At 56.9% G+C, this 14681-nt stretch carries 10 protein-coding genes; 7 read left to right on the top strand and 3 right to left on the bottom strand.

Annotated features, from left to right (window positions below):
• The first annotated feature begins 96 nt into the window (after positions 1 to 96).
• The 5 genes from JMJ04_RS42130 to JMJ04_RS42110 all read left to right on the top strand — a co-directional run bounded on the left by JMJ04_RS42130 (position 97) and on the right by JMJ04_RS42110 (position 7609).
• Positions 97 to 1086, top strand: a complete 990-nt coding sequence (locus JMJ04_RS42130; RefSeq protein WP_201376388.1) for an aldo/keto reductase — start codon at positions 97 to 99, stop codon at positions 1084 to 1086.
• Between the two features lie 206 nt (positions 1087 to 1292).
• Positions 1293 to 2093: an LLM class flavin-dependent oxidoreductase gene (locus JMJ04_RS42125; protein WP_201376387.1), complete on the top strand. Its 801-nt coding sequence runs from the start codon at positions 1293 to 1295 to the stop codon at positions 2091 to 2093.
• Positions 2094 to 2312: 219 nt separating this feature from the next.
• Positions 2313 to 4745 (top strand): FAD-dependent oxidoreductase, encoded by a 2433-nt coding sequence (locus JMJ04_RS42120; RefSeq protein WP_201376386.1) that lies wholly within the window; start codon positions 2313 to 2315, stop codon positions 4743 to 4745.
• Positions 4746 to 4763: 18 nt separating this feature from the next.
• Positions 4764 to 6713 carry a cyclic nucleotide-binding domain-containing protein gene (locus JMJ04_RS42115; protein WP_201376385.1) on the top strand — a complete coding sequence of 650 codons (1950 nt, stop codon included), beginning with the start codon at positions 4764 to 4766 and terminating at the stop codon, positions 6711 to 6713.
• 2 nt (positions 6714 to 6715) lie between these two features.
• On the top strand, positions 6716 to 7609 hold the full coding sequence (locus tag JMJ04_RS42110; protein WP_201376384.1) for a hypothetical protein: 894 nt from the start codon (positions 6716 to 6718) through the stop codon (positions 7607 to 7609).
• Positions 7610 to 7793: 184 nt separating this feature from the next.
• On the opposite strand, the gene JMJ04_RS42105 is transcribed toward JMJ04_RS42110, so the two are convergent.
• Positions 7794 to 8555 carry a phosphatase PAP2 family protein gene (locus JMJ04_RS42105; protein ID WP_201376383.1) on the bottom strand — a complete coding sequence of 254 codons (762 nt, stop codon included), beginning with the start codon at positions 8553 to 8555 and terminating at the stop codon, positions 7794 to 7796.
• A 286-nt stretch (positions 8556 to 8841) separates the two neighbouring features.
• On the opposite strand from JMJ04_RS42105, the gene JMJ04_RS42100 reads away from it, so the two are divergent.
• Entirely contained in the window at positions 8842 to 9108 is a 267-nt protein-coding gene (locus JMJ04_RS42100; protein WP_201376382.1) for a hypothetical protein, read from the top strand.
• Between the two features lie 123 nt (positions 9109 to 9231).
• Entirely contained in the window at positions 9232 to 12003 is a 2772-nt protein-coding gene (locus JMJ04_RS42095; protein ID WP_201376381.1) for an amino acid permease, read from the top strand.
• A gap of 42 nt (positions 12004 to 12045) precedes the next feature.
• Here JMJ04_RS42095 and ilvD read toward each other — a convergent pair whose 3' ends face one another.
• Both ilvD and JMJ04_RS42085 read right to left on the bottom strand, forming a co-directional pair.
• Complete coding sequence (ilvD, locus tag JMJ04_RS42090; RefSeq protein ID WP_201376380.1) at positions 12046 to 13782, bottom strand: dihydroxy-acid dehydratase; 1737 nt, start codon at positions 13780 to 13782, stop codon at positions 12046 to 12048.
• Between the two features lie 51 nt (positions 13783 to 13833).
• Entirely contained in the window at positions 13834 to 14643 is an 810-nt protein-coding gene (locus JMJ04_RS42085) for an SDR family NAD(P)-dependent oxidoreductase (RefSeq protein WP_201376379.1), read from the bottom strand.
• Between the last annotated feature and the right edge of the window lie 38 nt (positions 14644 to 14681).

Genomic DNA, 14681 nt, shown 5'->3' with positions numbered 1-14681 from the left:
TAGCTAAGGGATGGCGTTGTGCGTCTTTCACGTCTTTCACGTCTTTCATAAAAATTCGTATGAAAATTCTCTGTTGAGAAGAGAGGTTGCGTATATATGCGATACCGTTCATTTGGACGAACTGGCTGGAATGTCTCTGAGATTGGCTTTGGAGCCTGGGGAATTGGCGGAGATGCCTGGGGACAGCAAGACGATACCGCCGCGCTTGCGGCTCTCAATAAGGCTATTGACCTGGGCGTGAACTTCATTGATACCGCCGATGTCTATGGTGATGGTCATTCCGAGCAACTGATTGCCCAGGTGCGCAAAGCGCGCAAAGAAGAGCTTATTATCGTGACGAAGGCGGGCCGTCGCCTCAATCCCCACACGGCTGAAGGGTACAACAAGCGCCAGAATCTGGCAGGCTTTATTGAGCGTAGCCTGCGCAATCTCGACGTCGATGCCCTGGACCTGGTGCAACTGCACTGCCCACCCTCTGAGGTCTACGATATGCCCGAGGTATTTGCGATCCTCGATGATTTGCAGCAGCAGGGCAAGGTCCGCAACTATGGTGTCAGTGTCGAGAAGGTGGAAGAGGCACTTAAAGCCATACAATATCCCAACGTCAAGAGCGTGCAGATCATCTTTAATATGTTCCGCCTCAAGCCCGCCGAGCAGTTCTTCGCAGCGGCACAGGAGCGCAACGTTGGCGTCATTGTACGTGTCCCCCTGGCCAGCGGACTCTTGACGGGCAAGTTTAGTGCGCAGAGCCAGTTCTCCACGAGCGACCACCGCAATTATAACCGTCATGGCGAGGCCTTTGACCAGGGCGAGACCTTCTCCGGGGTGGACTATGAGGAGGGCCTGAAGGCGGTTGAAGAGCTACGGGACCTGGTTCCCGAAGGAACGACTATGGCACAGTTCGCCCTGCGCTGGATCTTGATGTTCCCCGAGGTCTCGACAGTGATCGCTGGGGCGAAGAATCCACAACAGGCGCAGGATAACACTGCTGCCTCAGAACTCCCCGCGCTGAGCGATGAGACCATGAGGCGCGTCCAGGAACTCTATGATCGGTGCTTCCGCGCCAGCGTCCACTCCCGTTGGTAAAAGAGAGTGGAAGAGAACAGCTGGGGGCTGTGTGCCGTAAGCACACAGCCCCCAGCTGTTCTCTTCCAGAGGCGTGTTGCATAATGATTAGAGGGTATATATCTTAGCTTTTGGAGGTGTATTTTGGCACAGGTTGATTTTGGTTTGATGTTGCGTCCGACCAATCCTGGGGACTCTTTTCAGGATTTGATGCAGTATAACCGGCATTGTATCGAGGCGCTCTCTCCCGCCTTTACGACGCTCTGGCTGGAGGATCATCTTCAGGTGGGGCGAACGACCACCTGGAGGCCTTAACGACACTGACGTACCTGGCCGCACAGTACCAACGCTTTAAGGTTGGCACGCTGGTCCTCTCCCAATCCTACCGCAATCCCGCCCTGCTGGCGAAGATGGCGGCCAATATTCAGGCCTTGACTGCTGGGCGCCTGATTCTGGGCGTGGGTGCCGGTTGGAAGGAGGATGAATACCGGGCGTATGGGTATCCCTTCCCCTCCGTCAAGGAGCGCATGGGCCAGCTGGAGGATACGGTAAATATCCTGCGCGCGCTCTGGCAGTCACAGCCCGCCAGCTTCGAGGGCGCATTCTATCAAATACAGGATGCCTATTGCGTGCCCCGGCCTGAGCCGTCCATTCCCATTCTGATTGGAGGTGGTGGGGAACAGCGCACGCTGGCAATTGTGGCGCGCCACGCGGACTGGTGGAACTTCAATTCCTGTCCTGTCGAGGAATATGCGCGTAAGCTGGCGATTCTGCGCCAGCACTGCGAACGCATCGGGCGTAATCCCGACGAGATTAAGCTAACCTACCTGGGTACGCTGAGCGCATCCGCTGATCCTGCCCAGGTGCAGCGTCACCCGCAGAAGCACTACATCGCCGGCAACGCGAGCGAGATACGCCAGGAGTTGGAGCAATTCCAGGCCATCGGCGTCACGCATTTTATCTTCCGCATTCCCAACCTCCAGACCCTGCATTACTTCAACGAGCAGGTCGCGTCCCACTTTCAGTAAGAAGCGTTTGCGGTGTATCGCGGTATGCGAACAGGCCCGACGCGTACTTTAGTAGCGTCGGGCCACCCACGGCCACATATGCTCTTTTCTCTCCTGGTAAAATAATGCCCAAAAAGGCCTTCTCAGCCCGTTTATAATGTGGTTTTATAAGAAGTTACATTTTTTTAATACCGTCATTTATCGTTCGCGTTGGTTCTACTACTTGTATCAGGGGACGTAATGGCAACGCAGCAAGCATATGTCATCATTGGCAATGGAATCGCGGGCGCGACCGCCGCGGAGGTCATACGCGCGGAAGATAGGGCCGCAGAGATTACAGTGGTTGCGGAGGAGCCGACTCCCGTCTTCTACCGCCCCGCGCTCAAGGACTACCTGGGCGGCAAAATTCGTGAGGAGAAGCTCTGGGCACGCCCCATCAGTTTCTATCCCGATCGTCACATTCGCTTTGTGACCGACCGCGTCATGGCTATCCGGCCAGGAGAGCACACTCTGGCGCTACGCAGCGGGGCGACGCTTGCCTACTCGCGCTTACTGCTGGCGCATGGCGCGCGTGCGACCTCGCTGACCTGCCCTGGCGTCGACCTGGCGGGTGTCACGACGTTGCGCACTGTCGCCGACTATCAGCGCGTGCTGGCGCGGCTGAACAACGCGCGCCGTATCGTGGTTGTGGGGAGCGGGACGCTGGCGCTTGAATCTATCGAGACGCTGCGCCATCGTGGGTACGAGGTAACGCACCTCTTGCGCCGACGCACCCTCTGGTCCGAGGTGCTGGACCCCGTGGCCTCCGACCTGGTTCTACAACAGGAGAGGCGTGAGGGCGTCGATGTGCGCACAGAGCAGGAGATCGCCGAGGTCTGTGGGCAAAATGGGCAGGTGACCGGTGTAATTACGACGACGGGGCAGCATATCCCCTGTGAGATCGTCTTGCTGGGCATTGGCATTGAGCCAATTATCGACTTTGTGAAGAGCGCGGGCATCGCCTGTGGGCGTGGGGTCAAGGTCGATGGCGCGATGCGTACCAATGTGCCAGATATTTTTGCGGCAGGCGACCTGATTGAGACCGCTGATCCCATTACGGGTAAGGCGCGTGTGATCGGGCAGTGGTATCCCTCGGTGCAGCAGGCGCGGGCTGCCGCGTATAGTATGCTCGATCTGCTGGACACAGAGCACCTCTTCCGCTTCGGCAACTTTTATAACGCCACCTTCCTCTATGGACTTGATTTCGCCTCGGTGGGCATCTCAACGGTTCCCAGGGGTGAGAAGAACTACCAGGAACTGGTCGCTGATCCCCAACCTCGCCATTATCAGAAGGTTATTTTAAAGCAAGGCGTCCCCGTGGGGATGGTGGCCCTGGGTGACCGTAGGAGTGTGCTTACCTATAAACGTGCTATCGATCACAGTGTCAATCTCTCCCCGGTCGTCTCACGCCTCTTCGCCCCTGATTTTCACCTGGGGGCCTGGTTGGATACGCAGGGGGTGCCGCCTCCTTTGCTCGGGGTCAATCGCGAGGGTACGGTCGCTGTCCAGCGCATGGCTTACGCGACCGGGGTTGTGCCTGAAGTGAAGCCTGCCACTGATAAGCCTGGAACCGCGCCGACTCTGCGCGAGGCCCGGCTGGTGCCTGTGAATCAGCTATCGATCACACCTCCCCTAACCGATGCCTATCTCAGTCAGACGCGGGTCGTTACCGTTGGCCGGCTGGAGGGTTCGAGCCTGGTTATTAACCATAATACGATCTCGCGTCGCCACGCGGAGATTAGCTACGCCAATGGGCAGTATGTGTTGCGTGACCTGGGAAGTAAGAATGGGACGCAGGTAAATGGACAGCGAGTGGCGCCCAATAGCCTGACCGTACTTGCGCCAGAGAACCAGGTCCAGTTTGGCTCGGTGAAATTTGCGTTGAAACTGCAAACAGTTGATCCTGCTGAATCTGTCCTGCTCAATAAAGAGCAGAAGCAAGCCTTCTTTAATGCCACACCAGGCTCGGCCGTGAATATTCCCACGTTCTCGTCCGCGATCGCAGGAGCGGGCGAGCAGACGGTGATTCACGTTCCTGCGCCAGCGTTGTCCCAGGGACAACCAGTGCTTGCCAGCGATGGTTCCCTCTCATTGCCTGGTGTGGCTACACCCCTTTCTGCGAATCTCGTGGCGCCTCTGCGCCAGGGACCAGCCCTGGTATGTGTACTTAATGGCCAACCCCTGGTCTTTGCTCTGCCTCTAAAGAGGCAGGTCACCATTGGCCGGGAGCAAGGGAATGAGATTAGGCTCCAGGAGATGTCCATCTCACGCAAGCACGCTGCCATTTTCCCTGGACCCGATGGCCTCGATAGTCTTTATATTCGCGACCTTCAGAGTGGCAATGGGGTGCGCGTGAACCATCACAAGATTACGTCGGCCTGCCCTCTGACCCACGAGGCCGCAATTGAACTTGGGAATGTGAGGGCTTATTTCCTGAACTATCAGCAGCCACGCTCACCGCTGCCTGTTCGCAGTGGAGGAAAGGGAATACCCGTCATGCAAGCTGTAGCAGCGCCAGGTAGTGAGCCTGTACGCGCCGGGATCGCGACGAAGACGGTGTATTGCCGCCAGTGTGGCGCGTTACTCGTATCCCCTCAGGCGCGCTTCTGCCCCAGTTGCGGCTCACCACAATAAGGAGTTGAGAGAAAGTCTATGCAGAAACCAACTGCCCTGCCCATGATTGGCGTGCAGCATCGCAGTCATCTCACTCCACTCACCGAGAGTGAGGTGCGCTTTGAGATTGATATGTGTATCGGCTGCGACCGCTGTATGCGGGCATGTCCGCTCCCGCTCTCGTTGCAGGTCAATATCGCCGATCTCAACCTGGCCACGATCTCGGATGAGGTCGCGCCTCACGTGGCGCGTTTTACGCAGGAGTGCGTTATGTGTGGCTCCTGTGTGCCGGTCTGCCCAGTCAACAACCATCGCGATCTGCTTATGCTCTCGCTCAAACAGCGCCTGGGAATCTCCTGGGATCGTAACGTGGATATGAGCCTGGTGCTTGAGTATCTCCCCCAGGGGTGGACGCTCCCTCTGCTGCTGAGCCGCCTGCGTGAGCAACCTATGTTTGGTGATGCGCAACTGGTGCCAGATAATTACCTCAAGCACCTGTTGAGCAGCTCCAAACTCCTGTCACTGGTGCCTGATTCCATCCTCATTCAGGAGCGTACCTATGGCCGAGAGATGTACTTTATCCTTGAAGGGCGCTTCATGACGAGCACGCTTGGCCCTTTGGGACAGGAACTGCCTATAGCGGTGCTTGGGCGTGGCGAATTTGTGGGTGAGCGTGGAATGCTAACGGGCCAGCAGCGGACTGCCACCGTCAAGGCGCAGACCACGGCCATGGTGCTTGAGGTTCCTGAGCAGGTGATCCAGCGCATGATGGAGGTCGCGCCCCCGGTGCGCCACTACTTTGAGAACCTGCATAATGCCCGCTCGATTGTCAGTATCCTCAAGCGTATGGCCCTCTTCCAGGGGGTTGCGGACCAGGATATGCGCTGGCTGGCGAGTAAAGTGCGCTTTAGAAACTACGAGCGTGACGAAGTGCTTTTCGCCGATAGAGAGGAGGCGCAACCGGCTCGTGAGGCGCTACATGTCATCCTGGATGGCTTTGTGAAGGTGGCGCGCATGTCCTCAGGTTCTCATCCTGGTCAGGGAAAAGAGCGCATCATTGCCTACCGCCAGAATGGCGACTATTTCGCCGGAGGCCTGGACATGCTCGGCGATGGGAAAGCGGTAACGGCGACTGCGATTAACCGTGTGCGGTTGGCGGAGATCCGGCGCGAAGATATGCTCGTGATTCTCTCGCGCTATCCCGAGGTCAACCAGCGCTTTATGCATCGCTTGCAGGAGTATCGCATGATGGCGGACGCTGCCCAGACCTTTATCGGGCCGCGTGACCTTCTCCAACGCGGACAAACGCAGGCTCTGGCCGAGGCGGAGGCCAGGGCTGGTTTGCGCGCCCTGGTCGGTGGAGGCGTCGTTGAGGGGACCGAAGTGCTGGTCATCGACCTGGATAAGTGTGTTCACTGTGATAAATGTGAGGAGGCGTGTGAGCGCAGGCATGGACACTCGCGCATGAACCGTCGTGGTATGGTCGTAGGCAATATCAGTGTGGCCACCGCCTGTCGCCACTGCCAGGACCCCGTCTGCCTGCTTTGTAGCCGTGCTGGCATCGCACGCCTGTCCAGTGGTGAGGTCTACATCACCGAGAGTTGTATCGGTTGTGGCATTTGCGCCGAGCGCTGCCCCTATGACAACATCTCCATTATCTCACTGCACGAGCAGGAGGCGGCTCCCTCTTCAACCTGGGAGCGCTTCACACGCTTCTTCTCGAAAGGCGTTGGCAGAGAATATGGCAAGCGCCAGCTCCCCATGGCGCAGCAGTTCGCGATGCCTGGCCCCCTGACGCCCGCCGATGGCTCTGACGCCATCGCCGAAGTGCGCAAAAAACTGGCGATCAAGTGCGACCTCTGCGCGGGATATAGCAATCAGGCCTGTGTGCAGGCTTGCCCGACGGGCGCGGCCTTCCGCGTGCAACCGGGCCAGTTCTTTGGTTCCACCGAAGATATTCTCAATCTTACTACATCTCAGGAGCATTAACCATGGCTGTTTCGACCAAGACGCCCGGCAAGAAGGCAGTGGCGCGCATCTGGCACACTCCTACGTCAAAGGCGGCATTGTACTGGCTGCTCTTCGTCGCAGGCTATACCGCGCTCTTCTATATTCTCTACCTCTTGCTCCTGCACGAGAAGGCACGCTTCTTCAAAGGCCCCTTCTTCGACGTGGTGTTTCGCTGCGGCGTGATGTCCTATCTCATGATCTTGGGCGTTGCCGCGTACTCGCTACGGGCGCGTTTCTTTCATGGTCTGCCCTGGAAGGCGCAGAACTGGGTCTGGGCGCATATGTGGGTGGGGATCGCCTCCATCATGTTGGCCCTGCTCCACGCCGATTTCCGCTATATCCTGCACTTTGAGTGTAGCGGCGTGAACTGCCTCACGGATAAATACCTGGCCCTGCCCTCGCTCTACGGCCTGATTTTTCTCGTGTTCAGTGGAATCGTCGGACGTCTGCTGGATAGCTGGCAGACAAAGATGATTGCCCAGGATGCGAGCACGAATGGTGTGGGTATCGCCAAGGCCATCCCGGCGCGCCTCTCGGAGTTGGAGTATATCATTGAGCGCCTGAATGCGGGGAAGTCGGATGCCTTTAAGCAGTACTGTGAGCGCGCCCTGGCGTGTGTCGGGTTGCTACCAACGGACCTTCCCGCGCTTCTCGCGCAGGAACAAGCGGATTTCCAGCGCGCCCACGCGGCCCTGGCGGAGCATGCACGCCTCGCTGCCTCGCTCCAGGTGCAGACCAGGGCGCGCCTGATCTTCAAGACCTGGCGCCGTATCCATATGGTCCTGGTGCCGCTGATCCTGCTCGTCATCTCCTATCACGCCGTCGCCGAGCTGATCCGCGTCCTGCTAGGCCTGATTCATACCCGCCCACTGTAGACAAGCAGTCCTCCTCCTATAGGCGCTCGATTTATCGAGCGCAAGGCGATTTGTCGCGGTGATACGGAATTACGAGCATTGTCCATGAAGAGGTGATGTACATGGCAAGCGTTGTTAGGCAGCGTGGCTGATCACAACGCTGTACTCGTGCGATAAATCGCCTTGCGCGCCGTAAACGGGGCGCCTATGGAAAGGAGGGCGTGTGTCGGCGCGCCTGGCGCTGCTCCCAGCGATACTTAAGCCATTGATAGACAGTAATGCCAATGCCCAGCCAGAGCAGGCCAGCCAGGTAGCCACCCAGGACATCAAAGAAGTGGTGCTCGCCGGCCTCTATACGTGCGTAGCCAACGATAAGGACGTAGATGGCCATGAGTATCTGCAGAACAGGCAGTAGCCAGCGCAACGCCGAAGTACGTGCAGGCCTGGTAAGCGTCAGGTAGAAGACAAAGCCCCACAAGACAACGTCGTGCATGACATGTCCAGAAGGGAAGCTATAGGCCTGGATCAGGCGATGCATACAGATGCCATCGGCGGGTGTAGCGCGTGGGCGACCCACCAGGATGGTTAATCCGCCCCAGACGACGCTGGCCGTCGCCACCGTTATCCACATGACCAGCGTCTCGATCCAGCCGCGAAAGAGCAGAAACACAATGCCGAGGATGCCGGGAATGATGACTGATGGAATGGGATCATTAAATGTATTGACGTAGTCAGAGGCAGTATCGATCCACGTGCGTGCGTTTGGCGAAAAGTGGCAGGGTATGGCATGGGGACCCTGAATAAAATCCGCCACATCTTTTTCTAGAGGCCAGAATGTTGGGTGAATAGAGACGAGAAACCCAAGAATTGCGAGTAAGATGAGTCCCACAAGCCATAAAACAAGAGTCGGGCCGCTTACCAGGCGCCTCTTTGTTTCCTCCCCTGAATGTGATGCAGATTGCTCCATAGAACGTTCCTCCTTGATTGCTGTATGGGAGCGTACTCCTGCTATTGAATACGTTGTTACGGTAGAGCATGGATGCAAGCCTCTCCGTTTTTCTTCAGGATTGCGAACAGAACTCCTTTGCTCAGCTGGACTCATAACAGGGTGTTGCAGGTCTTCTCGTGCATGTATGAGCTTTTGCAGTTTTCTATAATAGTAAAGATAAGCATAGGTAATCGTAGATCCGCCTGGTAGAGCTTGAAGCAAAGATAGCGCTATATAACAAAGCACCGGAAACGAGGATTGCACCATGAGAAAGATGTTATATCTTTTCCTCATGAGCGCTGCGTTTGCGTTGCTCTTGATGGTTGGTATGGCAACACCTGCATCTGCCTCAACCTCAAGCGTGACTACAAGCACAGGAAGCGCAGCCAAAACAGCCTGGTGGCCGTATGGAGGGTATGGTGGCTGGTATAGAGGGCATGGCTATTCCCGACCCTTCTTCTTCTATTCCCGACCCTTCTTCTATCACCCCTTTTACTACTATCACCATTATTACTATCCCTACTACTGGTAGTGTGCGCGCACATGCGGCATGAAGGGACATCTCAACATGGCTTTGGCGCTGTTGGGATCAAGGGATGAAGGTAGCTCGCCTCCACAATTGGAGACGAGCTTACACACATGAGGATATCCTTCTATGCTTGCTGGAGATGAAATAAGAGAAGCACCAGAAAAACAGAAACTTCCTCGAGAGTTGCGCGCCCGCGATCTCGCTGCTATGTCAGTGTTGATTGTCCTCTATTTCTTGTGTGTCAACTCTGTGCAGACAGGGACGTTGGAGACATTTAGTTATTGGCTGATTGGCCTCTGTTTTCTGCTGCCATCAGCTTATGTCTCTCGCTGGCTATCGGTGCATCTCTCATTCCATGGAGGGCACTATATCTGGATTAGAAAGTTGGGTGGTCTGCGCTGGGGTGAGATCACTGGCGCTTTTACCTGCTTATATGGTGTTTTTGTGATCTTGACTATTTTACAAGGAGAACTGATTCTTATTACGGATTTTGAGCCTCACTGGTTTGATAATCCTTTGACACTCTACGGTGCCCAGATGTTCCTGGTGTTGTTCTGTGCCGCGCTTGCGCTGGTACCATTGCGTTATCTTAAACATATGTTGCTGCTGGGGGCTGGCCTCTATATCTCATTGTTCCTTGCCGTGGGAGCGGCGGGTATCTGGTGGTTGTGGCAGGGGCATCCCTTTCATGCCACCTGGCCAGTATGGCATGGCTGGCCTGCTGTCAGACAACACATTGGAATCTATGGCATTGTCATGTGGGCTTTTATGGGTGTCGACTGGCCTTTTATCATGGGCAAAGAGGTGCGTGGCGATGATGACGAGGCACGAACGCGGACGGGACGCTTTATCTGGTGGGCATGTGTTTTGATCTTTGTGGCGTATGTCATTGCCTCCTTTGGCGTGCTGGTCGTCGTCCCATATAAACATGTAGAGGCGTTTGATGCCATGCTGCTCGCGGTACAAAATAGTTTTGGCCCCCTGGCTGGCGCCCTCTTTCTCATCCTGTTAGGCTTCTGCCAGATCGCTATCTCTATCGCCGTTTTCCTGGTCTGTTCGCGTATGCTGATGTTCATGGCCTATGATCGCCTTTTGCCAAGGGCTATTGGTAATCTCTCCTGGAAAAGGACCCCCTTTGCTAGCGTTCTGACGATGGTGTTGCTGTGCGGTCTGATATTTTCGCTCATCTATGTCCCTCTGTATAGTTTCTCCAGCCCCTCTGCCTGGATAGCTCTTCCGGGGAAGATTGTGAATGTGGTCTTGCAGGCCCTTGCGGCTGTCATCTGGTCGATGGCGACTCTGCTGCTGTACGGACTCCTCATCTGGGCATGTACTACCAGGCCGCAGACATTTGTGCGCCTGTGCGAGTGCCAGAGAATCGTGTCCTGGCGAATCATGGGGCGCGTCCTTGGTGTGACTGTGGTGGGTGTGCTGACGACCTTGTTGGGTGGTATCCTTGTTCTCTCCTCTTCCTGGATACCGCGCCTGCTTTCGCCCTCGCATTGGACGTTTACGATTGCCTCTTTTACTGGTGTGGTGCTGCTTCTGGGATGGCTGGGGGCTGAACTGCCTCGCCAGTGGCGGCTCACCTATGACCTGCACGCGAAAAATGATAACGCTCGTATACTACGAAGTCAGCTGCAAAAGGCCTATGATGAGAAGATTATTCTCGCCCAGAGGCAACAAGTGCTGCTACAAGAACGCGATACGCTCTTCCGGCAGCACGCACAATTAGCCGTGACTGATCCAGTGACCGGGCTGCCCAACCACCGCGCTTTGATGAAGGCGCTCGATGGACTGTTAGCACAGAGTCGAGAGCGGGGCGAGACATGTGCGCTGCTGTTTATTGATCTGGATAATTTTAAGCATGCCAATGATACCTGGGGTCATCAAGCGGGCGATTTTTTCTTACACGAGGTGGGCGCAAATTTGCGCCAGGCGGTATCACCCCAGGCCGTTGTGGGTCGCTATGGAGGCGAAGAGTTTGTTGTGATTGTGCCCAACATCTCGCTGTTGCAGGCAGGTGAACTTGCTGAGCATGTTCGTGTTCAGCTTCAGCAGGCATTACATGTCTGGAGTCCAAGTGAGTATAGCCCTCCGGTGTATGTGCGCCTGACGGCGAGTATCGGTGTTGTCTTATATCCATTCCACGGCGCTAACCGGGGCACGTTGCTTGAAGCCGCTGATCGTTTGATGTACCAGGCGAAGCAGGGAGGGCGCAATTGTGTACGTATCGCCGGGCTGGATACAGGCGCTCTATCTTCCTCGGTAACCCATACCGGTCCGATGGCCTATACAGCCAGCTTACAGACACATGCCTTGCTAGGGCTATTAATGGTAAAGGACCCGCAACTCTACGAGCAGGGGCAGCGCATCGCCCCGCTTGCGGTGATGGTGGCCAGAAATATGCAATCCACTGGTGACATGGTGCTCGTGACGCGCCTGACAGCTATGCTACATGACATCGGCATGCTGGCGCTGGCTGATACTTGTCCACTCAGACAGGAAGCAAATGCTACTGACCTGTGTAAGCATATAACCTATGGGAAGGCGATTGTGGCGGAGGCTGGCGATATCTTCTCGCTCGTGGCTCCGTCTATAGAAGCGCATCATGCACGTTGGGATGGCCTGGGCTATCCCTATGGGCTGTGTGGAGAAGAAATTCCCCTGGCGGCCCGTATCGTGGCCGTTGTCGATGCCTATGATACGTTGTGCTTATGCTCCACCGCCAGAAGCGAGACCGCGATCTGCCAGAAGCTAGTGAACTGCGCAGGAACACGCTTCGATCCGGCCGTTATACGTGCCTTCCTCCAGGTACTTCAGACCCAGCAGCGTACGACAGATGCTGACTTAGAGGCCATTAGACTTCCTCAATCCCAGCGTGAGCCTTCTGGGTAAGAGGTGTGTTGCTTGATCCAGGTCAGGGTTGACATGAGATGTTTATGTCATGGAGGCGCCTTCGGAGGCGCCGCGTGCGACTCGTGCATAGAGTGAAAGAATGCCGCTGCTGTGGCGGGGCGCAGGTGGCGTCCAGTGCGCGCGACGCTCGCTGAGAATGCTCGCTATCTGCTCCTGGGGGAGTGGTTGCCCCTGGACGCCCACGATTGCCAGCCGCCGTTCGGGAATATGAATCTCGACCAGGTCGCCCTCTTCAATAAGCGCGATGGGACCCCCATCGAGGGCCTCGGGCGTAATATGTCCCACACACGGACCCTTCATGGCGCCAGAGAAGCGTCCATCCGTAATCAGGGCCGTGGTGGTGTTGAGCGCGGGATCGTCGGCGATGAGGGTCGAGGCAAAATACATCTCGGGCATGCCATTGGCCCGTGGGCCCTCGTAGCGAATGACGACGACATCGCCAGGGGTGATCTTGCGCTCACGCAGGGCGGACAGGGCCTCGTCTTCAAAGTCAAAGACGCGGGCGGGTCCAGTATGGATGTGCATCTCTTTAGGAACCGCGAAGGCCTTAATGACGGCTCCTCCCGGGGCCAGATTGCCGCGTAGCACCGCGATCCCCCCATCGGGACCAAAGGGATCTGAGCGCGGGCGCAGCACTTCACGGCGCGAGACCTTGACGTTGTGCAGGTAGCCAATGCGTTCGGCGAAGAAGCGGCTGTGTTCTATCTCTTCCAGATTCTCTCCCACGGTCTTGCCGGTGACGGTCAGGCAATCCAGGTGCAGCATGTCACGCAGCTCAAGCATGACGGCTGGCACTCCGCCCGCATACCAGAAATACTCGACCGGGTAGCGCCCGGTGGTCTTAACGTTGGCTAGCACAGGGACCTGGCGATGAATACGATCAAAGTCGTCGATGCTGATATCGATGCCAGCCTCGCGTGCGATGAGCGGCAGGTGCAGGAGCATATTCGTCGAGCCACCCACGGCGGCGTGAATGATGATGGCGTTCTCAAAGGCCTCGCGCGTCAGGATGCGTCGAGGCGTGATCTCTTCCTCAATCAGCTTCAGGAGTTGCTTTCCCGTGGCGCGGGCATAGCGCAGCAACTGGGTAAGAGGTGCTGGAACAAGGGCCGAACCGGGCAGGGCCAGACCCAGCGCCTCGGAGATGACCTGGCCCGTGCTGGCGCTGCCCATAAACTGGCAGGCCCCACAGGTGGGGCAGGCTCCATGCTCCGCCTGCTCAAAGTCCTCTCTGGGGAGTTCGCCGCGTTCGACTGCCATGCCCATGGGCCAGAGATGATTCGAGGTCACATAATCGGGGGCGTTGAGTTGCGTGCCTCCAGGGAGATGAATGGCGGGCAGGTTGCAACGCGCGATGGCCAGCAGGTGTGCGGGTACAGATTTATCATTGCCCGAGACCAGGACCATACCGTCGTGGGGGTGTCCAAGGGCGTGGATCTCGATCATGGCCGCCATGATATCGCGCGATACCAGGGAGTAAGACATCCCCGCGTGCGCCTGGGCGACGCCATCGCAGATATCGCTGACGGTGAAAACCCCTGGCTTGCCGCCCGCCTCAAAGACGCCATTACTGACCTCCTCGACGAGCGAGCGAAAATGAAAGGTGCCTGGATGCCCCATGCCATAGGCGCTATCGACAAGCACCTGGGGCTTGCTCAGGTCTTCTTCGGTCCAGTTCATGCCCATACGTAAGGCATCGCCCTGGTGATTGACCGCCCGTAGGCGCTGACTCCGTAGTTTCTTCGGATCTATCGGCACTGTTTTTCGCTCCTTTAGTCCATGCCAGCATGGACCCTACATGTCGTGCATCTATCGCAATTGGGAAGAATACTCAGGCAGGTCTGGATGTGCGCTGGGTAGGGGGCTCTGCAGGGTCCAGCCACCGTCGATGACCAGGGTCTGCCCGGTAACATGGCGCGCCTGGGGCGAGGCGAGATAGAGGGCGGCGGCGACAATATCCTCGACATTTCCCACGCGCCCAGTTGGCGTCACCCCGGCCCAGCTTGCTTCATAGTTAGGGTCATCCAGGAGGGTGCGTTCCGTGAGCGTCGCCCCCGGACAGATGGCGTTGACGGTAATACCATACTTCCCCAGGTCCAGCGCGATTCCTCGCGCCATCATGCGGATGCCTGCCTTGGTAATGCCATATCCCTCCAGGTTCGCGTGCGCTTGAATGCCGGTGACAGAAGACATCAAAATAATGCGACCAGGAATGCGGGCCTTGATCATACTGTTGGCAGCGGTCTGGGCGGTAAAGAAACTGCCGCGCAGGTTGACGCTGGTCAGACGGTCGAAGGCATCGGGCGTATAGGTGAGGAAGTTCCCATAGTTGGTGATGCCAGCATTCGCGATTACAATATCCAGCCGGCCAGCGGCCTCGGTAAAACGTTGAAAGATGGCGCGGATGGCCTCTACATCGGCGATATCGCCCGCGTAGGGTGTGACTCGCTCGGCTCCCACTGCGCTGTTTATCTGCTGTGCGGCCCTCGCGCAGAGATCCAGGTCGATATCATTTAAGGCTACCGTGGCGTCCTCGCTGGCGAAGGCCTGGCAGAGTGCGTAGCCGATGCCTGTCCCGGCACCGGTGACGAGCACTGCTTTCCCCGAAAACATACTCATGCATTTCCCCTCTATGTCTAACTGAATCAGTGTCTTCT

The organism is Ktedonobacter robiniae (assembly GCF_016587375.1).
Lineage (GTDB): Bacteria > Chloroflexota > Ktedonobacteria > Ktedonobacterales > Ktedonobacteraceae > Ktedonobacter > Ktedonobacter robiniae.
This window is presented reverse-complemented; position numbering and strand designations above follow the sequence as displayed.

What these genes read in the sequence shown, in the direction of transcription:
- JMJ04_RS42110 (WP_201376384.1), top strand. Translation starts at nt 6,716, where the DNA reads ATGGCTGTTTCGACCAAGACGCCCGGCAAGAAGGCAGTGGCGCGCATC.
- JMJ04_RS42095 (WP_201376381.1), top strand. Translation starts at nt 9,232, where the DNA reads ATGCTTGCTGGAGATGAAATAAGAGAAGCACCAGAAAAACAGAAACTT.
- JMJ04_RS42105 (WP_201376383.1), bottom strand. Translation starts at nt 8,555, where the DNA reads ATGGAGCAATCTGCATCACATTCAGGGGAGGAAACAAAGAGGCGCCTG.
- JMJ04_RS42100 (WP_201376382.1), top strand. Translation starts at nt 8,842, where the DNA reads ATGAGAAAGATGTTATATCTTTTCCTCATGAGCGCTGCGTTTGCGTTG.
- JMJ04_RS42120 (WP_201376386.1), top strand. Translation starts at nt 2,313, where the DNA reads ATGGCAACGCAGCAAGCATATGTCATCATTGGCAATGGAATCGCGGGC.
- JMJ04_RS42115 (WP_201376385.1), top strand. Translation starts at nt 4,764, where the DNA reads ATGCAGAAACCAACTGCCCTGCCCATGATTGGCGTGCAGCATCGCAGT.
- JMJ04_RS42085 (WP_201376379.1), bottom strand. Translation starts at nt 14,643, where the DNA reads ATGAGTATGTTTTCGGGGAAAGCAGTGCTCGTCACCGGTGCCGGGACA.
- JMJ04_RS42130 (WP_201376388.1), top strand. Translation starts at nt 97, where the DNA reads ATGCGATACCGTTCATTTGGACGAACTGGCTGGAATGTCTCTGAGATT.